This is a genomic window from Parvibaculum sp. MBR-TMA-1.3b-4.2 (assembly GCF_053628815.1).
On sequence record NZ_JBRJHC010000001.1, the window covers coordinates 2,722,797 to 2,747,500 of the forward strand.

The following is a 24,704-nucleotide window of genomic DNA, read 5'->3' on the forward strand; positions in this document are numbered from 1 at the left end:
CTCGGCGGGAGGTGTCGGCCCCACAAACCTCCTTGTGCGCGCATGGGGTGCGGTCCATGATCGCGCCCCACGCCCGGCAGGCGGGCGAATTGTCACAATTCGGGCCCTTTTCGGCCGCAGATTCCTGTTTTTACGCGGGTCGGTCGCCATCCGGACGCAGGGCCCGCGCCGCACATCCCGAAATATGAAAGTCCTGTCATGTTTGCCTTTCGCACTATTCCCGTTGCTCTCGCCGCTTCCGCGCTGAGTGTGTCCCTCCTCCTTTCGGGCGGGCATGCCATGGCGGCCGAGCCCGCCGCGGTCCCCGCACCCGGCGCCGGGCAGGCGCCCGAACCCACCGACGTCATTGCGAAGGTGAATGGCAGCCCGATCACCTATGCCGATGTGGCGCTGGCCGACGAGGAGATGGGATCGTCGCTTCAGGGCGTTTCGGAGAAGATGCGCTTTCAGTATCTGCTCAGCGCGCTGATCGACCGCAAGGTGGTCGCCGAGACGGCCCGCAAGAAGCATGTGGCCGACGATCCGGGCGCCAAACGGCGGATCGAATATGCGAAGGAGAAGGCGCTGCGTGATTTCTACTGGTTGCAGCTGATGCAGGACCGGATCACCGAAAAGGCGATCGAGGCCTATTACCAGAAGAATATCGCCGACGCCCCCGCCCAGCAGGAAGCGCATGCGGAGCATATTCTCGTGCCCAGCAAGGAAGAGGCGCAGAAGGTTGAAGCCGAGCTGAAGAGCGGCAAGAGCTTCAAGGATGTCGCCAAGGAATTCTCCAAGGGCCCCAGCGCGGGCAATGGCGGCGATCTCGGCTGGTTCAAGAAGGGCGATGTCGTGCCCGCCTTCGGCGATGCGGTGTTCAAGATGAAGCCCGGCGAGGTTTCCGATCCGGTCAAGACCCAGTTCGGCTGGCATGTGATCAAGCTTTTGGAGATGCGCGACGTGAAGAAGCCCACGCTCAAGGAAGCCCGGCAGGACGTCATTCGCGGTCTGGCGCAGGAGGAAGGCCAGAAGCTCATGAAGGAGATGCGGGCCAAGGCCGATATCGAAATCGTCGGCGCGAATGGCGGTGAGGTCCGGGCCAATCCTTCCCAGCCGCAGATTGTTCCGGATGCGCCCTGATTGCTGTAGATAGAAACGATAGTTCGAATCGAAGCGCGCCCGGCGACGGGCGGCAGGACAGCAGCGATCCGACACGGATAGCGGCGCGACGAGGGGCAGACGGCACATGACAGTGAAGACGACCAGCCGGAGCGGCACGAAAACTTCTGTCAAACCCCGCAAGAAGGTCAGCGGCAAGGCGAAAGCCAAGCCGCGCGTGAAGGCAAAGCCTCACAGCCGGGCCAAGCAGACCCGGGCGACGCGCAAGACCGTCAAGGCGACCGCGGCCGCGCCGGTCGCAAAGAAGAAGCCCGTCAAGAAAAAGCCCGCGCCCAAGGCGAAGAGCAAGACCGCCGCCGCCAAGAAGAAGGAAGCGCCTGCCGTTTCCCCGCTTGCGCCCAAGAGCTATCCGGCGCTCCCGCCGATCGAGGGCGTGGAGCTCGGGACCGTGGCGGCGGGGATCAAATACAAGAACCGGACCGATCTTCTGGTCGTGCGCATGACGGACGGGACGCAGGCCGCGGGTGTCTTTACGACCTCCAAGACGGCGTCCGCGCCGGTGGACTGGTGCCGGGGCAATCTTGAGGATGGCGGTCTCGGGCGGATGCTTGTCGTCAATTCCGGCAATTCCAACGCCTTTACCGGCAAGGCCGGCGTCCAGACGGTGAAGGCGACGGCGGCGGCCGCCGCCAATGCGGGCAATTGCCGGCAGAGGGATGTCTTTATCGCCTCCACCGGCGTGATCGGCGTTCCGATGGACCCCGCGCCCGTGGTGGCCGGTATCGAGACCGCGCTCAACGATGCGCGCCCCGACAATTGGGATGCCGCCGCGCGCGCCATCATGACCACCGATACCTATCCGAAGCTTGCCACCCGGCGCTGCAAGGTGGGCGATGCGGAGGTGACCATCAACGGCATCGCCAAGGGCTCGGGCATGATCGCGCCGGACCTGGCGACCATGCTCGTCTTCATCTTCACCGATGCGGCGCTGTCGCGCGAAACGCTGCAGACGCTGTTGATGCTCGGAACGCGCGACAGCTTCAACGCCATTACGGTCGACAGCGACACCTCGACCAGCGACAGCGTGATGCTGTTTGCCACCGGCACCGCGATGAAGGATGCCACGCCGGTCCGTCGGGCGGGCGATCCCAAATTGCGGGAATTCCGACGGGCGCTGCACGAGCTGATGCTCGATCTCGCGCATCAGGTGGTGAGGGATGGCGAGGGCGCCACGAAATTCGTCCAGGTCACGGTGACCGGCGCGGAGAGCCATCAGGCGGCGCGGCGCATTGCCATGGCGATCGCCAATTCGCCGCTGGTGAAAACGGCGGTCGCGGGCGAGGACGCCAATTGGGGGCGCATCGTGATGGCGGTCGGCAAGTCTGGCGAGGCCGCCGACCGGGACAAGCTGGTGATCCGGATCGGCGGTGTCGACGTGGCCAAGAACGGTCAGGCCGTGCCCGATTTCGACGAGGCGCCTGTGGCCCGGCACATGAAGGGGCAGGAGATCGACATTGCCGTCGATGTTGGTATTGGCAAGGCAACGGCCACGGTGTGGACATGCGATCTGACGCATCAATATATCAGCATCAATGCGGATTATCGCAGCTAGGACCCCGCAGGTGGGGTGCGGCATGCTTAACCCGGCATTTACCCTGATCGCGGTTTTGCCGGGTTCCGGCCGGTCCGTGTGTCTGAAATTAACTCCGTTTCCCGATGATATGAGGAGCGCGTGAACGCATGAGCGAAACGAAGATTGTGCTCGTGGCCGCTTGCGCGCTGGTCGATGCCGATGGGCGGGTGCTGATGGCCAAGCGGCCGGAAGGCAAGCCCATGGCGGGCCTCTGGGAGTTCCCGGGCGGCAAGGTGGAGGCGGGTGAAACGCCCGAAGCTTCGCTGATCCGGGAATTGCAGGAGGAACTGGGTATCGATGTGACGGAGGCCTGTCTCGCGCCGCTTTCCTTTGCGAGCCATGCCTATGAGACGTTTCACCTTCTGATGCCGCTTTACGTATGCCGGCGCTGGGAGGGCAGGGTTCAGCCGCTGGAAGGGCAGGAGCTCAACTGGGTCAGGCCGAACCGGATGCGGGATTATCCAATGCCGCCGGCGGATGAACCGCTGGTGGCGGCGCTGCGCGACCTGCTCATGTGAGCTTCGCCGGCGCCTGAAGAGGTGGGGTGAGCGATGGGCAGGCTGACGAAGTTTTTTGCGCGTTTCGGGTGCGATGATGGCGGGGCGACGGCGATCGAATATGCGTTGATCGCCAGCCTGATCGCGGCGGCGATTTCATCGACGGTCTATACGCTGGGCGGTACCGTGATGGTCGATCTCTTCCAGCGTATCGCCGACGCGGTGGCCGGCTGACGCGTCACTTCTTTCCGGGCGGGTTTCCGAACGGGGCCTTCTCGCCCGCCGTCTGTTCTTTCGTACCGAGCGCCTCGGCCATGCTGTGCGTGGCGCTGCCGGGCCGGAGCGGTTGCTGCTGGTTTTCATGCGGCGCCCAGCCCGTCGCCGTCACGATTTCGAAGGTGGCGGGGATGCGCCCGTCGGGCAGGCCGAATTTCTCCGCATAGATTTCGGCGGCGCGAAACAGCGTGCGCCGCTTCATCGGCTGGCGGCGGCGCTCCGCCAGTGCATTTGTTTCGCCCATGCCGCGCAGATCGGCCATCAGCTTCAGCGCATTGTCATAGCGCACGGTCACGCGGTCGGAATCGACGACCGGCAGGGCAAAGCCCGCGCGTTGCAGCAGTCCTCCCACATCGCGCAGATCGGCGAAAGGCGAGACGCGCGGCGAGAGGCCGCCCTCGATTTCGATTTCCGCATCAGCCAGGGACTGGCGCAATTCGGTCAGCGTCTCCCCGCCGAAAAAAGCGCCGATGAACAAGCCGTCGGGTTTCAGCGCGCGGCGCAGCTGGATGAGTGCGCCGGGCAGGTCGTTCACCCAGTGCAGCGAGAGAATGCTGGTGGCGAGATCGAAGGTTTCGCCTGCAAAGGGCAGAAACTCCTCATCGGCGACGAGACGGGCGCCGGGGGCTTCCTTCACCATGGCAAGCGACAGGTCGGCGGAGACGATGCCGCCGATCTTTTCCGGCGGAAGCACTGCCCGGCCCAGCGCGCCGTCATGGCTGCCGAGATCGAGCGCTAGCGGAAAGGTCCGGTTGGTGTGGAGCAGGCGTTCGCTCACTTCCTCCATCGTCCGGGTGAGGAGAAAGTCGTAGCCGGTAAAATTTCCGGCGGCGCGGTCGCGGTGGCGTCTGAGGCCGGCGCGGTCGAAAATGCGGTGCCCGGCGCCGGTGTTCGTCACAGTATCGTTCATGGCCGGCATATTGTGTCGGGCCGGGCGTGGCTGCAAGGCATGTTCGCGCTTCGCAGGCCCCCGGGCCTCGGCTAACCTTGCCTCATGCCGATTGCCACCCCGGCCGTGACGGGGCTCTCACGTCTTGCCGATTTTCTGCTGCCGCCCGTTTGCCTTGCCTGCGGGCAGGGTGTGGCCGAGCACGGCACCTTGTGCGGCGAATGCTGGGGGGAGGCGGCGTTCATCGAGGAGCCGCGGTGCCGGGTCACGGGGCTTCCCTTCGCCTATCAGCCCGGCGGATCGCATCGGCCGGACGGGGAAATGGTAAGCGCGGTAGCGCTCGCCCATCCGCCGGCCTATCGCGCGGCGAGGGCGGTAATGCAATATAACGATCTGAGCCGGTTGCTGATTTCCCGCTTTAAATATGGCGACCGCCTGGAAGGGGCGCCCGCTTTTGCCCGATGGATGATGCGGGCGGGGGCGGAGATGCTGGACGGGGCGGACCTCATCCTGCCCGTGCCGCTCCACAGGGCGCGGCTCTTTTCGCGCCGGTTCAACCAGTCGGCGGAACTGGCGCGGTGGATCGGCCGGCTGTCCGGCGTGCCTTTCGAGGGACAAACGCTGCTGCGCATCCGGGCGACAAGGCCGCAGGTCGGGCTCTCGGGCGAGGCCAGACGGCGCAATCTCAGAGGGGCCTTCAAGGTCGCCGAGGCGCGCCGGGCGGGCCTTCAGGGGCGCTGTGTGGTAGTTGTAGACGATGTCATCACCTCCGGATCGACCGTCGAGGCCTGTGCAAAGGCGCTGACCGGGGCCGGCGCGGCGGAGGTCCGTGTGCTCGCGCTGGCGCGGGTTGTGACCGGCGAGGGCGCGATTATATGAATAAGAGTTTGTTTTGAAGGAGTTCCGCAGATGGCGGATGTGACGATCTATACGACCATGCTTTGCCCCTATTGCCACCGGGCGAAGGCGCTGCTCGGCAAAAAGGGCGTTTCCTATACCGAGATCGATGTCGGCATGGATTCCGACAAGCGCCGCGAAATGATGCAGCGGGCGAATGGCGGCCACACGGTACCGCAAATTTTCATTGGCGAACGGCATGTCGGCGGCTGCGACGATCTCTTTGCATTGGAGCAGGCAGGCAAGCTCGATCCCCTGCTGTCTGCCTGAGAAAAGATGAGCGAGACGACATTCACCGCAGGCCTGGTTCAGATGCGCAGCGGGCGCGACCCGGAAGCGAATCTGGCCGAGGCGCGCCGCCTTGTCGGCGACGCGGCGGCGGCCGGTGCGAAACTCGTCGTGACGCCAGAAATGACGTCGATGCTGGAAACGCGATCCCGCGATCTTTTTGCCAAGGCGAAGACCGAGCCCGACAATGAGTCCCTGCCCATGTTCCGCGCGCTGGCGGAGGAGCAGGGGATCTGGCTGGTTGTCGGGTCGCTGCCGATCAAGGTGAGCGACGACAAGATCGCCAACCGCTCCTATCTCATCGGGCCGGATGGAGAAGTGGCCGCGCATTACGACAAGATCCACATGTTCGATGTCGATCTCGCGGGCGGCGAAAGCTATCGCGAGAGCAAGAATTACGAGCCGGGTGAGCGGGCCGTCTGCGCCGATACGCCGCTGGGGCGGATCGGCCTTACCGTCTGCTACGATCTGCGCTTTCCGCATCTCTATCGGGCGCTTGCCAGGGCGGGGGCGGATATTCTGACCATACCCGCCGCTTTCACGCGCAAGACCGGTGCGGCGCACTGGCATGTGCTGCTGCGGGCCCGGGCGATCGAGACGGGATGTTATGTGCTCGCGCCCGCGCAGGGCGGCGTGCATGAATGCGGGCGCGAAACCTATGGCCACAGCCTGGCGGTCGCGCCCTGGGGCGAGATCGTCGCCGAGATCGACGGTGAGGAGCCGGGCGTGACGACATTCGAGATCGATCTTGCGGCCGTTCAGGCAGCGCGGCAGGCCGTGCCGAGCCTGATACATGATCGCGACTGGCATCTGTCGGAGCCGGGCGCATGATCCATTACGCACTGGTCTGCACCAAGGGGCATGAATTCGACGGCTGGTTTTCCTCGTCTGCCGGTTTCGAGGAACAGGCGGCGGCGGGCGATGTGCGTTGTCCCGTCTGCAACAGCAAGAAGGTGCGCCGCGCGCTGATGGTGCCGGCCATCGCCAAAAGCGGTGCGCCGAAGGTGACGAGCGATGCGCAGGCGGAAGCGGTGGAACGGGTCTCGCAGCTCATGACGGCGCTGCGCCGCCATGTGGAACAGAATTTCGACTATGTCGGCGACGAGTTCGCCGAAGAGGCCCGCCGCATTCACTATGGCGAAACCGGGCATCGCGACATTTACGGCGAAACGACGCTCGAAGAGGCCGAAGAGCTGATCGAGGAGGGCGTCGAACTCGCTCCCCTGCCGACCCTGCCGCGCGATAAGGCCAATTAGGCATTTACTGCCGGATTGAATTTGCGTCGTCATTGCGAGGAGCAGAGCGACGAAGCAATCCAGCTCTGAGTGCGCGGCTCTGGATTGTTTCGCTTTGCTCGCAATGACGGAGCGGCCGGACCTGAAACGGTCTAGGCGAACAGCCCCTTCAGATAATCGTTCAGAAGCCGGCCCTTGGGGTCCAGCTCGTTGCGGATGCGCTTGAAGTCTTCCCAGCGGGGATAGAGCTTTGCGAAATCCGCTCCCGTCAGCGTGTTGAGCTTGCCCCAATGCGGACGCCCGCCGGCGGCGCGATGGATCGGCTCGATCGCTGCGAAATAGGGTTTGTAGTCTTCCTTGTAGTAGCGATGCACCGCGATGGAGGCGCTTTCGCGCTCATGGAAGGGCGACAGCCAGATGTCGTCCGCGGCGACGGTGCGGAACTCGATCGGGAAGAAGACTTCCAGATTGTTGTCCTCGATCTTGCGGATGATCTTGCGAAGCGTCTCCGGTCCCTTTTCGCGGGGCAGGTGATATTCCATTTCGTTGAAGCGCACGCCGCGCTCGGTGGAGAGCGTCTTGTGGGAATAGTCCACGCGCTCTTCGGGTTCGATGTCGCCGAGGAGCTTCTGCAGGATCCAGCGCCGGGCGGACGGCGCCCAGCCCAGCCACTCTTCCAGCATTTTCAGTTCTTCAAGCGAGTCGTCGTCGGTTTGCGGCGGGACCGGCGTTTCCGGCTCGTCGGTGATGTTGTTGGAAATGCCGAGCGCCATGCCGGAGAAGGGGATGTAATAGAATTCGAAGATGTGGTTCTCGCGCCAGAGCTTCGGCGCTTCCTCCAGCATGTCGTCGATGGGCATGACCCAGGTGCGGCGCTTGAGCTTGTAGAGCGGGCGGGCCTTCAGCTTCACCTGGGTGATGACGCCAAGCGCGCCGATGGAGACGCGGGCGGCCTGAAAGAGGTCCGCATTGTTGTCGGCGTCGCAGTCGATGGTTTCGCCGTCGGCCGTCATCAGACGCAGGCCCGACACGAAGGTCGAGAGCGAGCCGATATTGGCGCCGGAGCCATGCGTGGAGGTGGAAATGGCGCCCGCGATGGTCTGCTTGTTGATGTCGGGCATGTTGTTGAGGGCAAGGCCGCGCTCGGCAAGGCTCGCGCCCAGTGCGCCGAGGCGCGTGCCGCCCATGACGGCGGCTTCGTCGGTGCTGGGATCGCTGCCGATGACGCCGCTCATCCGGTCGAGGGAGAAGATCGTGCCGGGGGTTGGAACGATGGGCGAGAAGGAATGTCCGGCGCCCACAGCCCGCAAGGGCGCGGGGCCCGTTTTCAGCAGGCTGGCCAGTTCTTCCGTACTGGCGGGCGCGGCGCGGCGTTCGGGCGTGCAGCTTTGGCCGCCCGACCAGTTGTGCCAGGGGAGTGCTTCCTGCTTCGCCTCGGCGAAGGCGCGGGTGATGGTGCCCGGCAGGGTGCCCGTCGCGGCAAGCGCGGAGACGCCCGCGGCCTGAAGCATGAAATGGCGGCGCGAGAATTTCATTGTTTCGTCTCCTCTGTGTCCTTCGGGGCGGGCGCCGCCATGAAACGCGTCAGCGCGATGAAGTCCTCGCGCGAGCATTCGATGCACTGGCCGAGCGGCGGCATGCCGTTAAAGCCGTTCAGAATGTGATCGAGCAGCGTGTCTTCGCCCTGCGCCACGCGCGGTTTCCAGGCGGCGAGGTCATGCGATTGTGGCGCGCCCGTTTCGGGCACGGTGTGGCAGGTATGGCAGGACGCCTGATAGAGAGACGCCTGCCGCTGGGTGAGGTTCACCGGTTCGGGCGTCTTGTCTTCGCCGCAGCCTGCAAGAAGCAGGAAAGCGCCCAGCAGGATCGTTGCCTGTGCACTGATCTTCATCGAAATGTCCCCTCAAATGCCGTTGGGGGGGATCATGCCGAGACGGGCGGTTGCGTCAAGAATTATAGCGAAAACTACTTTTTGGTGGCGAGAGCCATGTAATTGACGTCGGTATCCTTGCCGAGGGACCAGCGGTCGAGCAGCGGATTGTAGCTGACACCCTGCCATTCGAGGATATCGAGACCGGCTCCGGTCAGGCCCTGTTCCATCTCGGCGAGGGTGATGAACTTCTTCCAGTCATGCGTGCCGCGCGGCAGCCAGCCCAGCACATATTCGGCACCGACGATGGCCAGGGCATGGGCTTTCAACGTGCGGTTGAGTGTGGCGACAAACATCAACCCGCCCGGCTTCAGCATTTCGGCGCAATGCGCCAGAAAACGGTCGCGGTCGGCGACATGTTCGATCACTTCCATATTGAGGATGACATCGAAGCGCTCGCCCGCCGCGGCCAGCTCTTCCGCCGTGGTGCAGCGATAGTCGATGGCGAGGTCCTGTTCCATGGCATGGACCGAGGCGGTCTTGATGTTCTTTTCCGCCGCATCCGCGCCCGTGATGTCCGCGCCGAGCCGGGCCATGGGCTCGGAGAGCAGGCCGCCGCCGCAGCCAATGTCCAGAAATCGCAACCCTTTGAAAGGCTTGGGACTTTTGGCGGCGAGCCCGAAATGGGCGATGACGCGCTCCCGGATGAAGGACAGCCTTACCGGGTTGAATTTGTGGAGCGGCTTGAACTTGCCCTCCGGCGCCCACCATTCCGCGGCGATGGCGGAAAAGCGGGCGATCTCTCCCTCGTCGATGCTGGTATAGGCGTCCGAAGCCGCCGCGCCTGCCTTGTCCGTTGCTGTCATGTCCGATCCGCCTTCAGCCGTGCTGTCTGCTTTTTTCGTCTGCCGTAGCGTCTGATTGGCCTGAAACTTATGCGTGGCCGTCATTCTGCGCCGGTTGCGGGCCATTGCCCATGCGAGTATGTATGTGCCGCGTTCAGCGGGTCGAGAGCTGTCGTCCGGAAACCTGAGGAGGCCGGCCGCCAGTCTCGCCGAGAGGTCACCCACAAGCGACTGATATAGGGCGTTCCGGGCGGCGGGGTCCAGTGAAGACAGGACCGGACCCGGCGGACGCATGAGGACAAGTTTCAAACAGGGCGGCGGGCCGGGGGTCGGCCGCAATTCGGTGAGCGAATGGCCCGGCTGGTCATGAAATTCGGCGGCACATCGGTTGCCGATCTGGAGCGGATTGCCAATGTCGCCGCGCATGTGAAGCGCGAGGTGGATCATGGCCATGAGGTGGCTGTGGTCGTGTCGGCAATGGCGGGGACGACGAACCAGCTCGTCGAATGGACGCGCGAGGCCGACCGGCTTCACGATGCGCGCGAATACGACACGGTGGTTGCCACCGGCGAGCAGGTGACGGTCGGCCTTTTGTCGATCACGCTGCAGAAGATGGGCGTCCATGCCCGTTCATGGCTCGGCTGGCAGATTCCGATCCGCACCGACGGGGCGCATGGCGCCGCGCGTATCGCGGATATCGATGGCGGGCCGCTTGTCGAGCGCCTGCAACAAGGGCAGGTCGCGGTCATCGCCGGGTTCCAGGGGCTTGGGCCCGACAATCGGATCACGACGCTGGGGCGCGGCGGCTCGGATACGAGCGCGGTTGCCATCGCAGCGGCCATCAAGGCGGATCGCTGCGACATTTATACGGATGTGGACGGTGTCTATACCACCGACCCGCGGATCGTTGCGAAGGCACGGAAGCTTGATAGAATCAGCTACGAAGAGATGCTCGAGATGGCATCTTTGGGCGCCAAGGTTCTACAGACACGTTCCGTCGAGCTCGCCATGGTTCACCGGGTGCGATTGCAGGTGCGTTCGAGCTTCGACGCGCCCGATGCGCCGCAGTTCGCGGGGGAAGACTTCGTTCCCGGTACTCTAGTTTGCGACGAGGAAGAAATCGTGGAGCAGCAGGTCGTCAGCGGCATCGCCTATTCCAAGGACGAAGCCAAGATCACTCTCGTCAAGGTCGAGGACAAGCCGGGAATTGCCGCGAGCATTTTCGGGCCGCTGGCCGACGCCTCCATCAATGTCGACATGATTATCCAGAACGTGTCGGATGACGGTCGCAGCACCGACATGACCTTTACCGTGCCGCAGGCGGAACTGCCGCGCGCGGAAGAGGTCATCAATAAAGTGATTTCCGGTATCCGCTGCGAACAGGTGCGGACCGATCCCGGTGTCGTGAAAGTGTCGGTCATCGGTATCGGCATGCGAAGCCATGCGGGCGTCGCCCAGGCCATGTTCCGCACGCTTTCGGAAAAGGGGATCAACATTCAGGCGATCACCACCTCCGAGATCAAGATCAGCGTCTTGATCGATGCCGAATATACGGAGCTTGCGGTGCGGGCCCTTCACTCCGCCTACGGGCTGGATTCCGAGTAAGGGGGGCGCGCCCTTGACCATGTCTCGCAATAGCAGGAGCCCCAGCCGGCCGGGAGGCCTGAGCTGATGCCGGCCTCGGTGGGCGGGCCGCGCGTGCTCTTGCGCCGTCTGCGCGAGGTTATGGCAAAGCCCGAGACCGCCCAGAAACGCCTGGACGAGATCGTGGTGCTGATCGCCTCCAACATGGTGGCGGAGGTGTGTTCGGTCTACCTCAAGCGCAGTGCGACCGATCTGGAACTTTTTGCCACCGAAGGTCTGAAGCCGACCGCCGTGCACCATACCAGGCTGCGCGTGGGCGAAGGTCTGGTGGGCGATATCGCCGCGCATGCGCGACCGCTCAATCTGGCCGACGCTCAATCGCACCCGGCCTTTGCCTACCGACCGGAAACGGGCGAAGAAATCTACAAGTCGCTGATGGGCGTGCCGATCCTGCGCTCGGGCCGCGTGATGGGCGTTCTGGTGGTGCAGAACCGGACCAAGCGCCATTACACCGAAGAAGAAGTCGAAGCGCTGCAGACGGTCGCCATGGTGCTGGCCGAGGTCGTGGCCGCGGCGGGGCTTCTGGATGCGCCGAGCGAGCTGGAAGAAGAAGAGGCCAAGCCCTTTTACCTTCAGGGGTCGTCCTTTGCCGAAGGCATCGCGCTCGGTCATGCGGTACTGCATGAGCCGCGCGTCCATGTGACGAAGCTCATCGCCGAGGATACGGATGCGGAGCGCGAGCGGCTGGAGCGGGCCGTCTATGCGCTGCGCGGCTCCATCGACGACATGCTGCAGACCGAAGATCTCAGCCATGCGGGCGAGCACCGCGAGGTGCTGCAAACCTATCGCATGTTCGCCAATGATCGCGGTTGGCTGCAGCGGATGTCGGAGGCGGTGAATACCGGCCTGACCGCGGAAGCCGCGGTGGAGCGCGTGCAGAACGACACGCGCGCCCGGCTCCAGCGGGCCGCCGACCCCTATCTGCGCGACCGGTTGCATGATTTCGACGATCTGGCGAACCGGCTGCTACGTCAGCTGACCGGCGTCACGCTTTCCTCGGTGTCGGAGGATCTGCCGGTCGACGCCATCGTGATCGCGCGCAATATGGGCCCGGCCGAGCTTCTCGATTACGACAAGGACCGGCTGCGCGGCCTGGTGCTCGAGGAGGGTGCACCCAATGCGCATGTCTCCATCGTGGCGCGCGCGCTGGGCATTCCCACGGTGGGCCGGGCCGACGAGGCGCTGGATCATGTGGAATCCGGCGAGGCCATCATCGTCGACGGCGATACCGGCGAGATCTATATCCGGCCGACCCAGGAAGTCATTTCCTCCTACTCCGAGAAGGCGCGCTTCCGTGCCAAGCGGCAGGAGCAGTATCAGGCGATCCGGCACGAGCCGGCCATTTCGCAGGACCAGCAGCGCATCTCATTGTTCGTGAATGCCGGGTTGCAGGTGGATTTGCCGCATGTGGCGGAGTCGGGTGCCGAGGGGATCGGCCTCTTCCGGACCGAGTTGCAGTTCATGATCGCGGCGGCCCTGCCCAGTCTCGGCGATCAGGTGGAGCTCTACAGCGCGGTGCTGGACCATGTGGGCGACATGCCGGTGGTGTTCCGCACGCTCGATATCGGCGGCGACAAGATGCTGCCCTATATGGATCTCGCTCAGCTCAAGGAAGAAAACCCCGCGCTGGGCTGGCGGGCGATCCGGATCAGCCTCGACCGTCCGGCGCTGCTGCGCCATCAGCTTCGCGCGCTGCTGACGGCGGCGGCGGGGCGCGAGCTGAGGCTCATGTTCCCCATGGTGGCGGAGGTTGCCGAATATCAGCGCGCGCGCGCGCTCGTGGACAAGGAACTCGCCCGCCTCGACAAGTTCGGCAAGGAGCGGCCGTCGAAGGTCGAGGTCGGCACCATGCTGGAAGTCCCGGCGCTGATCTGGCAGCTCGACGCGCTGCTGCCGCTGGTTGATTTCGTCTCCATCGGCTCCAACGATCTGTTGCAGTTCCTGTTTGCCAGCGACCGGGGCAATCCGCGCGTGGCGACCCGCTACGACCTGCTGAGCCCGGCGGTGCTGAGCTTTTTCAGGCATGTCGTCGACAAATGCGCCGAATATGAAACGCCCGTTACGCTTTGCGGCGAGATGTCGGGCCGGCCGCTGGAGGCGATGGCGCTGGTCGGGCTGGGTTTCAGGCGTATTTCCATGTCCCCCGCCGCCATCGGCCCGGTCAAGCTGATGGTGCGCTCACTCGATGTGGGCAAGCTGGAGACGTTCATGGAAGGGCTTATGAATTTGCCCGACGGATCGGTCCGGCCGCAGCTTAAGGCCTATGCCGAGGCAGAGGGAATATCCGTCTGAGTGCGGAGTTTTTGCCGCAGCCTGCTTTTTGTTAAGAAAACGTAGTTTTTTATCGCTCAAATTACCCATCTTGGGCCTGATTTTTCGTTTCGACTGTTGCGAAATATCAATAGTTTTGGTTTATTCTCAATACTCAGATGCAGTTGGGGGCAAGTTGTATCGGGCGGCAGGGGCAGCCGTTCGGACGCATGCATGACATCCTGAATGACGGCCGCGCAAAGCAGGCTTGGTTGACCAAAGTCGAGCATTTTGGATGGCTCATTTCGATGAAGAGCCGAGACGTATGACCAAAGTAACGATGCTTCCAGCCGAGGGACGCTCCGAGGGGGGACGCCGCAGGCTGCATTTGCGTGACATCACGCATGAAGAGCCGCTCGAGGCGCATTCCGTCGGGGCAGAGCTCCGGGCCGTGCGCCTTCGCCGCAGCGAAGAGATCCGCAGCATCGCCCATATCCTTCATATTCGCCGGGACTATCTCGAAGCGCTGGAAGAAAGCCGCTATGAGGGGTTGCCCGGTCGCGCCTATGCGCTGGGTTTCGTTCGCTCCTATGCCGAATATCTGGGCCTCGACAGCCAGCATGTGGTCGAGCGCTACAAGAGCGAACTCGATGGAGACGCGATGGAGGAGGCGACGGAGCCGGCTTCCAGGTTCGTCCCGAAAGCCGCCGGCGAGCGGCGTATGCCGCGCGGTATGGGGCTCGTCGTGGTGCTCATCGTCGCAGCCGGGCTTTACGGCGTGTGGCTGATGAGCAATTCCGCCGATCAGATGGTGGCCCAGCGTCAGGGGGCGATCCCTGCCGAAGAGACCGATCCGTCGATCCAGGCTGCCGAAGCCAATAATTCCGCCGCTGCGCATCATCCGCTGGAGAGCATGCCGCGCGGCGATACCGCCTCCGCGGCGACGCCGCGCGAAGGCGCTATTTCCTCCATGCGGCTTGGCGTGGGTGTGCCCGGGGCGAAGCTGGCGCCGGGCAGCGAGGCGGCCATGATGGATGCCTCGGAAACCGTCGACCAGCCGCTTGCGGCCCGTCCCGCCGTCGAACCGCTTCCCGCCATTCCTCAGGGCACCGTCTATGGTGTGGAGAATGCCGGCAGCCGTGTCTCGCTCAGGGCCCGCAAGGACGACACCTGGGTCCGGGTGGAAGATGCCGATGGCCGGGTGCTGATCGAACAGACCTTCAAGCGTGGCGATCTCTATCGCGTACCCGCCGACCGCGGGGCCGTGCTGGTCGCGCGCGATGCCAGCGCCATCGAAATCGTGGTGGATGGCCATTCGCTGGGTCTTGCCGGCCCGCCCACGCTGGTGCTGACGGGCAAGCCGCTCGTTGCCGATACGCTTCTGGCCGCGGCGCCCAAAACCGAGATCGAGGCCGCGGCGGCCGACGAAGAGGCCGCGCCCGTTCAATAGGGCGGCCAATAGGGCGGTGAGTGGCGCCTTGGCGGCCCGGGATCATGCCCCGGATGGCGCGGCGGCGATCAACACATTATATGTGGACCGAACGGGTCGTGGATACGGCGGCAGCAGGCTGCCTCACACGGCCCCGGCCCCTTGATAGCGAGAGTTTGGAACCGCTATGAGCATTCGACCCTGGCGCGACATCATCCGCAGGCCGAGCCGCAAGATTCATGTCGGGAATGTCGCCATTGGCGGGGATGCGCCGATTTCCGTGCAATCCATGACGAATACGCCGACCGCCGACGCGGCTGCGACGATCGACCAGATCCGGCGGATCGAAGAGGCGGGCGCCGATCTCGTCCGCGTATCCTGCCCGGATGAGGCCTCGACCGCCGCGCTGAAGGAAATCGTGCGCGCGGCGAGCGTGCCGGTGGTGGCCGACATTCATTTCCATCACAAGCGCGCCATCGAGGCGGCGGAGGCGGGCGCGGCCTGCCTGCGCATCAATCCCGGCAATATCGGGTCCGAAGCGCGGGTGAAGGATGTCATTCAGGCGGCCAAGGATCATGGCTGCGCCATCCGCATCGGCGTCAATGCGGGATCGCTGGAGAAGGATCTTCTCGAAAAATACGGCGAGCCCTGCCCGGAGGCGATGGTGGAAAGCGCGCTCGACCATGCGCGTATCCTGCAGGATCACGATTTCCACGAGTTCAAGATCAGCGTGAAGGCCTCCGACGTGTTTCTGTCGGTGGTGGCCTATCAGCAGCTTGCCGACGCAATCGATTGTCCGCTGCATCTGGGGATTACCGAGGCGGGCGGACTTCGCTCGGGCACGATCAAATCCTCCATCGGCCTCGGGTCGCTCCTCTGGGCGGGGATCGGCGACACGATCCGCGTGTCGCTTTCCGCCGATCCGGTGGAGGAGATCAAGGTCGGGTTCGATATTCTGAAGTCGCTCGGGCTTCGCCATCGCGGCGTCAACATCATCTCCTGCCCGTCCTGTGCGCGGCAGGGTTTCGATGTCATCGGCACGGTGCAAATCCTCGAAGAGCGCCTCGCGCATATCTCCACGCCCATGTCGCTTTCCATCATCGGCTGCGTGGTCAACGGACCGGGCGAGGCGATGCAGACCGATATCGGCTTTACCGGCGGCGGGGCCGGGGCGGGCATGGTCTATATCGCGGGCCTCACCGACCACAAGATCGGCAATGACGAGATGGTCGACCATCTGGTCGAGCTGGTGGAGCAGAAGGCGCGTGAGATCGAGGACGCGCGGGCGGCGGACAATGCCGACGCCACGCCCCGCGCGCTTGCCGGCGATTAGCGACCTCATTCGAAAAGGCTCCGTGCCGGGTATGCCCGGTTTTCCTGACGAATGAGCGGCCGCGACTGGCCAAGAAGACTGCGATGATCCCAGAAGAAAAACTGCGCAAGGTGCTCGACCGTTTCGAGGCCGTGCAATCCGAACTCGGCTCAGACCTTGCCACCGACCGTTTCGTCGCCCTGTCGAAGGAACTGGCGGAACTGACCCCCGTCGTCGACACGGTGAACCGGCTCAAAGCCGCGCGCGAGGCGCGCGACGAGGCGGACGCGATGCTCTCCGACAAGGAGATGGCGGAGATGGCGCGCGAAGAGGTCGACCGTCTCGACGAGGAAATCCCCGAACTCGAGCATGAATTGCAGCTTTTGCTGCTGCCCAGGGATGCGGCCGACGAGCGCAATGCCATTCTGGAAGTGCGCGCAGGCACGGGCGGCGACGAGGCGGCGCTTTTCGCGGGCGACCTTTTCCGCATGTATGAACGTTATGCCTCGTTGCAGGGCTGGAAGGTCGAGATCATTTCCGCTTCCGAGGGCGAAGTGGGCGGGTATAAGGAAATCATCGCGCAGATTTCCGGTAAGGGCGTGTTCGCGCGGCTCAAATTCGAGTCCGGCGTGCATCGCGTGCAGCGCGTGCCGGCAACGGAAGGCGGCGGGCGTATCCACACCTCGGCGGCGACCGTCGCGGTCTTGCCCGAGGCGGAAGAGGTGGATGTCGATATCAATGAAAGCGATCTTCGCATCGACACCTACCGGGCGAGCGGTGCGGGCGGACAGCATGTGAACAAGACGGAAAGCGCGGTGCGCATCACGCATCTGCCGACCGGGATCGTCGTCGCGCAGCAGGACGAAAAATCGCAGCACAAGAACAAGGCGCGCGCCATGCAGATCCTGCGGGCGAGGCTCTTCGAAGCGGAACGCGACAGGGCCGACAGCGAGCGGGCGAGTGCGCGCAAGCTGCAAGTGGGATCGGGCGACCGCTCGGAACGGATCCGCACCTATAATTTCCCGCAAGGCCGCGTGACGGACCACCGCATCAATCTCACCCTGCACAAGCTCGATCAGATCATCGCGGGCGATGCGCTGGATGAAGTCATTTCCGCGCTTCTGGCCGAAGACCAGGCGGAGCGGCTGGCCTCGCTGGGAGAAGATGTGTGATCAATCGCGATCATGCCTATCGCATGCTTGCCTGGCGGCTGAAGGAAGCCGGGTTCGGGGGCGCGTCGCTCGATGCGCGCATATTGGTGCAGGCGGCATGTAACGCCAGCGACATAGAAATGATCCGAGAGCCCGGCGTCATGCTGACGCCGGAAGAAGAAAACCTGCTCGGCGAGTATGAAGCGCGGCGGCTGGCGCATGAGCCGGTGTCGCGCATTCTGGGGCGGCGCGAATTCTGGGGCCTCGAATTCGAGGTGACGTCGGCGACGCTCGACCCGAGGCCCGACAGCGAAACGCTGATCGAGGCGGCGCTCGATCTTCTGCGCGGTGTCGAGGCGCCGCGCATTCTCGACATCGGGACGGGCACGGGATGTCTGCTCATCGCGCTCCTGCATGAGCGCGCGGATGCGCAAGGCGTGGGCGTCGATCTGTCGGCGGATGCGCTGAAAGTGGCCGGGCGCAATGCGGCGCGGCTAGGCGTTGCCTCGCGGGCGCGCTTTGTCGAGGGCGCATGGAGCGCTGGCTTGCAGGAGCGGTTCGATCTCGTGATCTCGAACCCGCCCTATATAGAGCGTGACGTTATCGAAACGCTCGACCCGGAGGTGAAGCTGCACGATCCGGCAATGGCGCTCGATGGCGGCCCGGACGGGCTGGATGCCTACCGGGCGCTGGCCGATGAAGCGCCGCATGTGCTGGTGCCGGGCGGCGTGGCCGTGCTCGAACTGGGCGCGGGGCAGGCCGGGCCGGTGGCGGCGCTTTTCGAGGCTGCCGGTTTCACCGGCATGGCGCGTAAAAAGGATCTTGCCGGTGTGGAGAGGGCCCTTGTCGCCCGGCTGCTGGCCCGCTGAGGGCTCAGAACCGACACATAAAAATCGTTTGGAATCTGCGGCTATAGAGGCTAGTTTGTAGTCAGGAAACAGAGCTTGAAAGACCGATTGGTCTTTCGCCGCCTCCTCTCCCGGCAACGTATCGTCAACGGCTAGCGAAGACAGAATTGTCGGTGGACGCGCTCTTGAAGCGCCTTGGCGCAAGCCGGTCCATGATCCGGATTTGCGCAGGAGTGGAGTAGCGGGCCGGTATGGCAACGGGTTTTACCGGCTTGGGATGTGGGCTTTAGGGGCGCTAACCGCCGAATGACGTTGAGCGGGTGATGCCGTGCCGCAGGATAGCGCGTGACGAACGCGCCGCGGCGCAGGCAGAGCGATAACGATCTTCGGCTAGGCAGGCAGCCAAATTTTCCGGTTTCGGTCATATGCGCAGGCTTAGCCGTCTGCGACAGCCGGGAACCGCTGAAACGTCCGTTTGCTCGGACGAGAATTATCCGTCTTCGCAAAAGGAACAGGCAGGCGGACCTAACTTTGAAAACAATGCGGTTGCGGCATGTCCGCCCCGCCGACCGACCCGGGAACCGGGCGGCCACACAAACTCTCCGGTGTCGAATAAAGTGAGAAATCAAGTCATATGAGGCAGGGTCAGAATTCGAAGCGTTCCCGCGGTCGCGGACGCAAACCCCAAAACTCGGCCAACCGGTCTTACGAGAGCAACGGGCCGGATGTGAAGATTCGCGGTACCGCCGCGCATGTCTGCGAGAAATATCAGCAGCTTGCCCGCGATGCAATTTCAGCCGGGGACCGGGTGACCGCCGAAAACTATTTTCAGCATGCCGAGCATTATTACAGGCTGCTGATGGCCGCCCAGACAGGTCAGGACAGCAACCGTCAGACGACGGCCAGTCTCGGCTATCGTCCGAATGACGAGGAAGAGGAAGAGTACGATTCCTCGAATGACGGCTCGGAGACGAACGGCGGGTCCGACAACAAGCCTGACAATAGGGCCGACAACAAGTCCGACAACAAAGCCGACAATCAGGACGAGGATGCCGGGCGGGACAAGAAATCCACCGCGTCCAATGGCGAGGAAGAGGCCCAGCCGCGCCGCCGCCAGAACCGCCGCCGCCGCCCGCGCACCGAAGCGCGGGACGGAGCAGGCGACGGGGCGGACAAGTCCGGCGGCGAAAGCGGCTCGGATGGCGCCTCGGGCAAAGCCGAAGGCAAGGCCGAAGCAAAGAAGGCCGACGCGAAAAAGGCCGACGCGAAAAAGGCAGATGCCGGATCCGATAAGAGCGTGGATGCCGACGGCGCCGCCGCGTGAGCCGGATCGAGGCCTAATTCAGAATGACGGAATCGCCCGGTGCCAACGCGCCGGGCGTTTTCACATGGGCATAGATGCCCAGATCGCTATGGCCGAAATGGCGTAGCAGCGTTGCCGGGATCTGCATGTCCCGCTCGGCGGTCTGCGGATCGACATTGGTGGCCGCGCAGCGCACGGTCCGCGCCACGACATTGAGCCCGACGCCGCCCAGCGTGATGTCGCGTTCCACCCAGTCATGGTCTTCCCAGGGCTCGAGCCCCTCCACATAGACATTGCCGCGAAAGCGCAAGGGATCGACCGGACGGCCGATTTCTTTTTCCAGCGCGCGCACGCTGGCGAGATTGATGATGGAAATGAGCGGGGCGGGCGCGTCGGAGTGCGTGAATCCCGGCGCATGGACGATACGGGGCGCGCCGCGCAGGTCCTCTTTCATATAGTCGGCGAAGAAGCGTTCGGCCTCGGCGCGGCCTTCCGCAGTGAGAAGCGGCGCGCGCAGGACTTCCCGGCCGTCTTGCTCGATATGCAGTACCGCGCCTTCGTCCTCGAAACGGCTCCGGAGCGTGGCCATACGCTCGTCCCGCATCAGCATCAGGAATTTGATCTTGGGGAAATGCCGCGGATTGGCCGGGTCGAAATCGGCGGTGCCGTTCTCGATCGCAAAGGCCCGGTCCCAGGGCATGGTGCCGCCGGGCTCGAGTTCGGCCTTTTCCAGCCTTTCGGGGGAGAGCCCCTTTACCGGATAGCGATAGATCGCTGAAATACTGCCCTTGCCGCTCATGCACTCTCTCCTCTATCGCCGAAAAAGCCCAGCTTTCTGCGGCAGATTGCCCCTTGTGTGGCAGGGGTGCAACGCCAATATGAATAAAAAGCCGGTGCCATTCGGGCCGGCGGCGGGTTTGTGCGAGATGCACAGAATCGCAGGATTTGCGAAGGCGCAATGACGGTGCCGGGCGTTTGGACGCCAAATCGGGCTGTCGGACAGCGTGCTTGAGAGGAAAAGATGGATCTAGAGAAATATACCGACAGGAGCCGGGGCTTCATTCAGTCGGCGCAGGGGCTTGCCGTGCGCTCCGGCCATCAAAGATTTACGCCGGAACATCTGTTGAAGGTGCTTCTGGACGATGAGGAAGGACTGGCAGCCGGTCTTATCCGCGCGGCGGGCGGCAGGCCCGATCAGGCGCTGACCGGCGTCGAAACCGTTCTCGACAAAATGCCCAAGGTGGAGGGCTCCGGCGCGGGGCAGATTTATCTCGCGCCCGAGACGGCCCGCGTCTTCGAACAGGCCGAGACGCTCGCCAAGAAGGCGGGCGACAGCTATGTGACCGCCGAGCGGCTTTTGCTGGCGCTGTTGATGCAGCCGAACACGGATTCGGAAAAGATCCTGAAAACGGCCGGCGTCACCGCGCAATCCCTCAACGAAGCGATCAACAATGTGCGCAAGGGCCGGACGGCGGATACCGCGTCCGCCGAGGAAGGCTATGACGCGCTGAAAAAATATGCCCGCGACCTCACCGAGGACGCGCGTGAGGGCAAGCTCGATCCCGTGATCGGGCGCGACGAGGAAATCCGCCGCACCATTCAGGTGCTGTCGCGGCGGACCAAGAACAATCCGGTGCTGATCGGCGAGCCGGGCGTCGGCAAGACGGCCATCGCGGAAGGCCTGGCCTTGCGAATCGTCAATGGCGATGTGCCCGAAAGCCTCAAGAACAAGAAGCTGATGGCGCTCGATCTCGGCGCGCTCATCGCCGGTGCGAAATATCGCGGCGAGTTCGAGGAACGGCTGAAGGCGATCCTGCAGGAAATCGACGCGGCGGAAGGGCAGATCATTCTCTTCATCGACGAGATGCATCAGCTTGTCGGCGCGGGCAAGACGGATGGCGCGATGGACGCCTCCAACCTGCTGAAGCCGGCGCTGGCGCGTGGCGATCTGCATTGCGTGGGCGCGACGACGCTGAACGAATATCGAAAGCATGTCGAAAAGGATGCCGCGCTGGCGCGGCGGTTCCAGCCGATCTTCGTCAATGAGCCGACGGTGGAGGATTCGATTTCGATTCTGCGCGGCCTGAAGGAGAAATACGAACTCCATCACGGTGTGCGTATTTCCGATTCGTCGCTTGTCGCGGCGGCCACGCTGTCGGACCGCTATATTTCCGACCGTTTCCTGCCGGACAAGGCGATCGACCTTGTGGACGAGGCGGCGAGCCGTCTGCGTATGCAGGTCGATTCCAAGCCGGAAGAGCTCGACGAGATCGACCGGCGCGTCATTCAGCTCAAGATCGAGCGCGAGGCGCTGAAGAAGGAAACCGATTCGGCCTCGCAGGAGCGTCTGGCACGGACGGAAGAGGAGCTTGCCGAGCTTGAAAAGAAGTCGGCCGATCTTTCTTCCTCCTGGCAGGCGGAGAAGAGCAAGCTGAAAAGCGCGCAGAAACTGAAGGAAGAGCTCGACGCCAAGCGCAACGAGCTCGTGCAGGCGCAGCGCGCGGGCGAGCTGGAAAAGGCGTCGGAACTTGCCTATGGCATCATTCCGGATCTGGAAAAGCGTCTGGCCGACACCGAAGCCGCGGAAGGCAAGGACGCCATGCTGGAAGAGGCGGTGACGGAGGCGCATGTGGCGCAGGTCGTCTCGCGCTGGACCGGCATTCCGGTCGACAAGATGCTGGAAGGCGAGCGCGAAAAGCTGCTCGGCATGGAAAAGGAACTGGGCGCCCGGGTGATCGGGCAGGGCGAGGCGGTGTCTGCCGTGTCGCGGGCGGTGCGCCGCGCGCGGACGGGGCTTCAGGACCCCAACCGTCCGATCGGGTCGTTCCTCTTCCTCGGTCCGACGGGCGTCGGCAAGACGGAGCTGACCAAGTCGTTGGCCGACTTCCTGTTCGACGACGACCAGGCGATCTGCCGTCTCGATATGTCGGAATATATGGAGAAGCACTCCGTGGCGCGCCTGATCGGCGCTCCGCCCGGCTATGTCGGATATGAAGAGGGTGGCGCGCTGACCGAATCGGTTCGCCGCAGGCCCTATCAGGTCGTGCTCTTCGACGAGATCGAGAAGGCGCATCCGGATGTCTTCAACGTGCTCCTGCAGGTGCTGGACGATGGCCGCCTGACGGACGGTCAGGGCCGCACGGTGGATTTCCGCAATGTACTCATCGTCATGACTTCCAACCTCGGTGCCGAGTTCCTCGCCGAGCAGAAGGAAGGCGAAGAGGTCGAGGCGGTGCGCGATCAGGTGATGGATGTGGTGCGCTCGCGCTTCCGTCCGGAATTCCTGAACCGGCTGGACGAGATCCTGCTCTTCCACAGGCTCACCCGCGAGCAGATGGACGGTATCGTCGATATCCAGATCGAGCGGCTGCAGGCGCTGCTCAAGGACCGCCAGATCGCGATCCATCTGGACGAGGCGGCGCGGAGCTGGCTTGCCGATGCGGGCTATGATCCGGTCTATGGCGCCCGCCCGCTGAAGCGCGTCATTCAGCGCAATGTGCAGGACCCGCTGGCGGAACTGCTGCTGGAGGGCAAGATCGGCGATGGCGAGGAGGTGAAGGTGTCGGCCGGCGTGGACGGCATCATCATCAACGGTCACGACACCTCCGCGGACGAGGCGGCCTGACGCGAGTAGTCTGAAGCCGTCCTGGGACGCCGCAATAAGGACGCCACAATAAGAAAGGGCCGGTCACTCGTGACCGGCCCTTTGTTCTTGCGTCTTTTGTCGGCGGATCAGTTCGCCTTGGTGTCGTCAGCCGTCGCGGAGGATGCCTGGGCGACGGTGGTCAGCACCGGTGCGGCGGCCATCTGCGTCTCGACCCGGCTGCGCTTTGCCAGGTAGCGCTTCAGTTCGGCGCCGGCGAGCTGCGTGCCCGTCGGCAGCTTCACGCCGAGCGGGTTCACGGCCTTGCCATGGATATGCACTTCGTAGTGCAGATGCGGGCCGGTGGAGCGTCCCGTCGTGCCCACATAGCCGATTACCTGGCCTTGGTGGACTCGGACGCCGCGCTTCATGCCCTTGGCGAAGCCGTTCATATGGCCATAGGCGGTCTCGTAGGAATTGGCGTGCTTGATGCGGATATAATTGCCGAAACCGCGAACCCAGCCTGCAATCTCGATGACGCCGTTGCCGGCGGCATAGATCGGTGTGCCGCGAGGGGCTGCGAAGTCCGTGCCCTTATGCATCTTCGAATAGCCGAGCACCGGGTGCCGGCGCAGGCCGAAGCCGGAGCTGATCCGGGCGCCGTCGATCGGCGTGCGCATCAGGAACTTCTTCATGCTGCGGCCCTTGCCGTCGAAATAGTCCCAGACGCCTTCCTTGGTCTTGAAGCGCCAGAGCTGGTGCTGCTTGCCGCCGACGGTCAGGGAGGCATAGGCGATATTGCCTTCCATGACAGGCACACCGTTCTCGTCGAACTTGCGGTCGAAATAGACGTCGAACTTGTCGCCGGCGCGGATTTCGCGCTGGAAGTCCACCGAATAGGAGAACATGCGGATCATCTCGACGATGATCCGGGGCGGTACGCCCGCGCGGTCCGCATCGAGGAAGAGGCTCGAGCTGATCGTGCCCTTGGCGCGCACATAGCTTTCGGTGAAGGTCTTCTTGATCTCGTTGCCGCTATAACTGCCGTCGCCGTCGCGCATCACTTTGACGGTGCGCTCGATGTCGGGCTCAAGGGAGATGGCGGTGAGCAGGCGGCTCGAGGCATTGTCCGATGCGTCGTTCTGCGTCGTCGCATCACCGGTTTCGGTGCCGTCGAGGAAGGCCAGTTTGATTTCCTGGCCGGCGCGCAGCTTGCGCGGATTGTAGTAGTCGCGAAGCGCGGCGATGGCGTGATAGGCGTCCACGCGGCCCGCGCCTTCATTCATCAGAAGTTCCATCAGCGTCTCGCCGCTTTTCAGCGCGACGGTGGTTTCGATCTTCTGGGGCGCGGCGGGCTGCAGGTCCGCGATGGTCTTTTCATTGCCGGCGGAAACGGAAGGAGTGCCTGTCTCGTCTACACTCTTTGCCGGCATGAGCGATGCGCTTGCCGTTTCTGCGTCGTCGTTCAGCGCGGCAGTCTGCTGGCGGCCGTCCGTGTCCGTCGTATCTTTTGCGGCGACGGTTTCGCCGGCGTCAGACGGGCCGGTGCCGGCCATGCGGGTGACGGGCTTGACGATTGTCTTGCCGGCCGAGGCGACAACCTGCGGCGCCTTCTCCGCGGTCAGCGATGCGGTCTCGACAGTGTATGAGCCGGTC

22 protein-coding genes (1 of these 22 only partly in view) are annotated in these 24,704 nt (G+C 63.8%); 16 read left to right on the forward strand and 6 right to left on the reverse strand.

What is annotated here, in order from left to right:
- The first annotated feature begins 279 nt into the window (after positions 1 to 279).
- The 4 genes from ACSSVQ_RS13070 to ACSSVQ_RS13085 all read left to right on the forward strand — a co-directional run bounded on the left by ACSSVQ_RS13070 (position 280) and on the right by ACSSVQ_RS13085 (position 3,462).
- The gene (locus ACSSVQ_RS13070) at positions 280 to 1,119 is read left to right on the forward strand and encodes a peptidylprolyl isomerase (protein WP_454183700.1); all 840 of its coding nucleotides are present in this window, start codon (positions 280 to 282) and stop codon (positions 1,117 to 1,119) included.
- A 106-nt stretch (positions 1,120 to 1,225) separates the two neighbouring features.
- Positions 1,226 to 2,710, forward strand: coding sequence for a bifunctional glutamate N-acetyltransferase/amino-acid acetyltransferase ArgJ (gene argJ, locus ACSSVQ_RS13075; RefSeq protein WP_454183702.1), 1,485 nt, complete (start codon positions 1,226 to 1,228; stop codon positions 2,708 to 2,710).
- 128 nt (positions 2,711 to 2,838) lie between these two features.
- Positions 2,839 to 3,249, forward strand: coding sequence for an 8-oxo-dGTP diphosphatase MutT (gene mutT, locus ACSSVQ_RS13080; RefSeq protein WP_293328856.1), 411 nt, complete (start codon positions 2,839 to 2,841; stop codon positions 3,247 to 3,249).
- Between the two features lie 33 nt (positions 3,250 to 3,282).
- Positions 3,283 to 3,462: a Flp family type IVb pilin gene (locus ACSSVQ_RS13085; protein ID WP_454183705.1), complete on the forward strand. Its 180-nt coding sequence runs from the start codon at positions 3,283 to 3,285 to the stop codon at positions 3,460 to 3,462.
- A gap of 4 nt (positions 3,463 to 3,466) precedes the next feature.
- Here ACSSVQ_RS13085 and ACSSVQ_RS13090 read toward each other — a convergent pair whose 3' ends face one another.
- On the reverse strand, positions 3,467 to 4,414 hold the full coding sequence (locus ACSSVQ_RS13090) for a methyltransferase domain-containing protein (RefSeq protein WP_454183706.1): 948 nt from the start codon (positions 4,412 to 4,414) through the stop codon (positions 3,467 to 3,469).
- Between the two features lie 84 nt (positions 4,415 to 4,498).
- On the opposite strand from ACSSVQ_RS13090, the gene ACSSVQ_RS13095 reads away from it, so the two are divergent.
- Genes ACSSVQ_RS13095 through ACSSVQ_RS13110 form a run of 4 tightly spaced genes read left to right on the forward strand, consistent with a single transcriptional unit; the run spans position 4,499 to position 6,834 of the window.
- Complete coding sequence (locus ACSSVQ_RS13095; RefSeq protein WP_454183707.1) at positions 4,499 to 5,272, forward strand: ComF family protein; 774 nt, start codon at positions 4,499 to 4,501, stop codon at positions 5,270 to 5,272.
- Positions 5,273 to 5,302: 30 nt separating this feature from the next.
- On the forward strand, positions 5,303 to 5,560 hold the full coding sequence (grxC, locus tag ACSSVQ_RS13100) for a glutaredoxin 3 (protein WP_454183709.1): 258 nt from the start codon (positions 5,303 to 5,305) through the stop codon (positions 5,558 to 5,560).
- A gap of 6 nt (positions 5,561 to 5,566) precedes the next feature.
- Positions 5,567 to 6,409, forward strand: a complete 843-nt coding sequence (locus tag ACSSVQ_RS13105) for a carbon-nitrogen hydrolase family protein (RefSeq protein WP_454183711.1) — start codon at positions 5,567 to 5,569, stop codon at positions 6,407 to 6,409.
- Complete coding sequence (locus tag ACSSVQ_RS13110) at positions 6,406 to 6,834, forward strand: DUF1178 family protein (protein WP_454183713.1); 429 nt, start codon at positions 6,406 to 6,408, stop codon at positions 6,832 to 6,834. Before ACSSVQ_RS13105 ends, ACSSVQ_RS13110 begins: the two co-directional genes overlap by 4 nt.
- A gap of 131 nt (positions 6,835 to 6,965) precedes the next feature.
- Here the strand turns inward: ACSSVQ_RS13110 and ACSSVQ_RS13115 are convergent, their stop codons facing one another.
- The 3 genes from ACSSVQ_RS13115 to ubiG form a co-directional block, all read right to left on the reverse strand.
- The gene (locus ACSSVQ_RS13115; RefSeq protein ID WP_454183715.1) at positions 6,966 to 8,348 is read right to left on the reverse strand and encodes a D-arabinono-1,4-lactone oxidase; all 1,383 of its coding nucleotides are present in this window, start codon (positions 8,346 to 8,348) and stop codon (positions 6,966 to 6,968) included.
- Positions 8,345 to 8,704: a c-type cytochrome gene (locus ACSSVQ_RS13120; RefSeq protein ID WP_454183717.1), complete on the reverse strand. Its 360-nt coding sequence runs from the start codon at positions 8,702 to 8,704 to the stop codon at positions 8,345 to 8,347. The genes ACSSVQ_RS13115 and ACSSVQ_RS13120 overlap by 4 nt, the downstream gene beginning before the upstream one ends.
- Before the next feature lie 74 nt (positions 8,705 to 8,778).
- A complete protein-coding gene (gene ubiG / locus ACSSVQ_RS13125) occupies positions 8,779 to 9,549 on the reverse strand; it encodes a bifunctional 2-polyprenyl-6-hydroxyphenol methylase/3-demethylubiquinol 3-O-methyltransferase UbiG (protein WP_454183718.1) in 771 nt (256 codons plus the stop codon).
- Positions 9,550 to 9,879: 330 nt separating this feature from the next.
- Here ubiG and ACSSVQ_RS13130 point away from each other — a divergent pair, with 330 nt between their 5' ends.
- The 7 genes from ACSSVQ_RS13130 to ACSSVQ_RS13160 all read left to right on the forward strand — a co-directional run bounded on the left by ACSSVQ_RS13130 (position 9,880) and on the right by ACSSVQ_RS13160 (position 19,486).
- The gene (locus ACSSVQ_RS13130) at positions 9,880 to 11,133 is read left to right on the forward strand and encodes an aspartate kinase (RefSeq protein ID WP_454183720.1); all 1,254 of its coding nucleotides are present in this window, start codon (positions 9,880 to 9,882) and stop codon (positions 11,131 to 11,133) included.
- Positions 11,134 to 11,199: 66 nt separating this feature from the next.
- Positions 11,200 to 13,464 carry a phosphoenolpyruvate--protein phosphotransferase gene (gene ptsP, locus ACSSVQ_RS13135; protein ID WP_454183722.1) on the forward strand — a complete coding sequence of 755 codons (2,265 nt, stop codon included), beginning with the start codon at positions 11,200 to 11,202 and terminating at the stop codon, positions 13,462 to 13,464.
- A gap of 283 nt (positions 13,465 to 13,747) precedes the next feature.
- Positions 13,748 to 14,872, forward strand: coding sequence for a helix-turn-helix domain-containing protein (locus ACSSVQ_RS13140; RefSeq protein WP_454183724.1), 1,125 nt, complete (start codon positions 13,748 to 13,750; stop codon positions 14,870 to 14,872).
- Positions 14,873 to 15,038: 166 nt separating this feature from the next.
- Positions 15,039 to 16,184 carry a flavodoxin-dependent (E)-4-hydroxy-3-methylbut-2-enyl-diphosphate synthase gene (gene ispG / locus ACSSVQ_RS13145; RefSeq protein WP_454183726.1) on the forward strand — a complete coding sequence of 382 codons (1,146 nt, stop codon included), beginning with the start codon at positions 15,039 to 15,041 and terminating at the stop codon, positions 16,182 to 16,184.
- Between the two features lie 83 nt (positions 16,185 to 16,267).
- Positions 16,268 to 17,335: a peptide chain release factor 1 gene (prfA, locus tag ACSSVQ_RS13150; protein WP_454183728.1), complete on the forward strand. Its 1,068-nt coding sequence runs from the start codon at positions 16,268 to 16,270 to the stop codon at positions 17,333 to 17,335.
- A complete protein-coding gene (prmC, locus tag ACSSVQ_RS13155) occupies positions 17,332 to 18,183 on the forward strand; it encodes a peptide chain release factor N(5)-glutamine methyltransferase (protein ID WP_454183730.1) in 852 nt (283 codons plus the stop codon). Before prfA ends, prmC begins: the two co-directional genes overlap by 4 nt.
- A 613-nt stretch (positions 18,184 to 18,796) precedes the next feature.
- Positions 18,797 to 19,486 carry a DUF4167 domain-containing protein gene (locus ACSSVQ_RS13160; protein ID WP_454183732.1) on the forward strand — a complete coding sequence of 230 codons (690 nt, stop codon included), beginning with the start codon at positions 18,797 to 18,799 and terminating at the stop codon, positions 19,484 to 19,486.
- A 13-nt stretch (positions 19,487 to 19,499) separates the two neighbouring features.
- Here the strand turns inward: ACSSVQ_RS13160 and ACSSVQ_RS13165 are convergent, their stop codons facing one another.
- Positions 19,500 to 20,264 (reverse strand): MOSC domain-containing protein, encoded by a 765-nt coding sequence (locus tag ACSSVQ_RS13165; protein ID WP_454183734.1) that lies wholly within the window; start codon positions 20,262 to 20,264, stop codon positions 19,500 to 19,502.
- 222 nt (positions 20,265 to 20,486) lie between these two features.
- Between ACSSVQ_RS13165 and clpB the strand changes: the two genes are divergently transcribed.
- Entirely contained in the window at positions 20,487 to 23,090 is a 2,604-nt protein-coding gene (clpB, locus tag ACSSVQ_RS13170; protein WP_454183736.1) for an ATP-dependent chaperone ClpB, read from the forward strand.
- Positions 23,091 to 23,197: 107 nt separating this feature from the next.
- Here clpB and ACSSVQ_RS13175 read toward each other — a convergent pair whose 3' ends face one another.
- A protein-coding gene (locus ACSSVQ_RS13175; protein WP_454183737.1) for a peptidoglycan DD-metalloendopeptidase family protein crosses the window boundary here: on the reverse strand, positions 23,198 to 24,704 show its 3' portion. It continues 245 nt past the right edge of the window; only the last 1,507 of its 1,752 coding nucleotides appear in the window; the start codon falls outside the window, past its right edge; the stop codon is at positions 23,198 to 23,200.

Coding starts and splice junctions, on each gene's coding strand:
- ACSSVQ_RS13070 (WP_454183700.1), top strand. CDS start 280: ATGGCGGCCGAGCCCGCCGCGGTCCCCGCACCCGGCGCCGGGCAGGCG.
- argJ (WP_454183702.1), top strand. CDS start 1,226: ATGACAGTGAAGACGACCAGCCGGAGCGGCACGAAAACTTCTGTCAAA.
- mutT (WP_293328856.1), top strand. CDS start 2,839: ATGAGCGAAACGAAGATTGTGCTCGTGGCCGCTTGCGCGCTGGTCGAT.
- ACSSVQ_RS13085 (WP_454183705.1), top strand. CDS start 3,283: ATGGGCAGGCTGACGAAGTTTTTTGCGCGTTTCGGGTGCGATGATGGC.
- ACSSVQ_RS13090 (WP_454183706.1), bottom strand. CDS start 4,414: ATGAACGATACTGTGACGAACACCGGCGCCGGGCACCGCATTTTCGAC.
- ACSSVQ_RS13095 (WP_454183707.1), top strand. CDS start 4,499: ATGCCGATTGCCACCCCGGCCGTGACGGGGCTCTCACGTCTTGCCGAT.
- grxC (WP_454183709.1), top strand. CDS start 5,303: ATGGCGGATGTGACGATCTATACGACCATGCTTTGCCCCTATTGCCAC.
- ACSSVQ_RS13105 (WP_454183711.1), top strand. CDS start 5,567: ATGAGCGAGACGACATTCACCGCAGGCCTGGTTCAGATGCGCAGCGGG.
- ACSSVQ_RS13110 (WP_454183713.1), top strand. CDS start 6,406: ATGATCCATTACGCACTGGTCTGCACCAAGGGGCATGAATTCGACGGC.
- ACSSVQ_RS13115 (WP_454183715.1), bottom strand. CDS start 8,348: ATGAAATTCTCGCGCCGCCATTTCATGCTTCAGGCCGCGGGCGTCTCC.
- ACSSVQ_RS13120 (WP_454183717.1), bottom strand. CDS start 8,704: ATGAAGATCAGTGCACAGGCAACGATCCTGCTGGGCGCTTTCCTGCTT.
- ubiG (WP_454183718.1), bottom strand. CDS start 9,549: ATGACAGCAACGGACAAGGCAGGCGCGGCGGCTTCGGACGCCTATACC.
- ACSSVQ_RS13130 (WP_454183720.1), top strand. CDS start 9,880: ATGGCCCGGCTGGTCATGAAATTCGGCGGCACATCGGTTGCCGATCTG.
- ptsP (WP_454183722.1), top strand. CDS start 11,200: ATGCCGGCCTCGGTGGGCGGGCCGCGCGTGCTCTTGCGCCGTCTGCGC.
- ACSSVQ_RS13140 (WP_454183724.1), top strand. CDS start 13,748: ATGACCAAAGTAACGATGCTTCCAGCCGAGGGACGCTCCGAGGGGGGA.
- ispG (WP_454183726.1), top strand. CDS start 15,039: ATGAGCATTCGACCCTGGCGCGACATCATCCGCAGGCCGAGCCGCAAG.
- prfA (WP_454183728.1), top strand. CDS start 16,268: ATGATCCCAGAAGAAAAACTGCGCAAGGTGCTCGACCGTTTCGAGGCC.
- ACSSVQ_RS13160 (WP_454183732.1), top strand. CDS start 18,797: ATGAGGCAGGGTCAGAATTCGAAGCGTTCCCGCGGTCGCGGACGCAAA.
- ACSSVQ_RS13165 (WP_454183734.1), bottom strand. CDS start 20,264: ATGAGCGGCAAGGGCAGTATTTCAGCGATCTATCGCTATCCGGTAAAG.
- clpB (WP_454183736.1), top strand. CDS start 20,487: ATGGATCTAGAGAAATATACCGACAGGAGCCGGGGCTTCATTCAGTCG.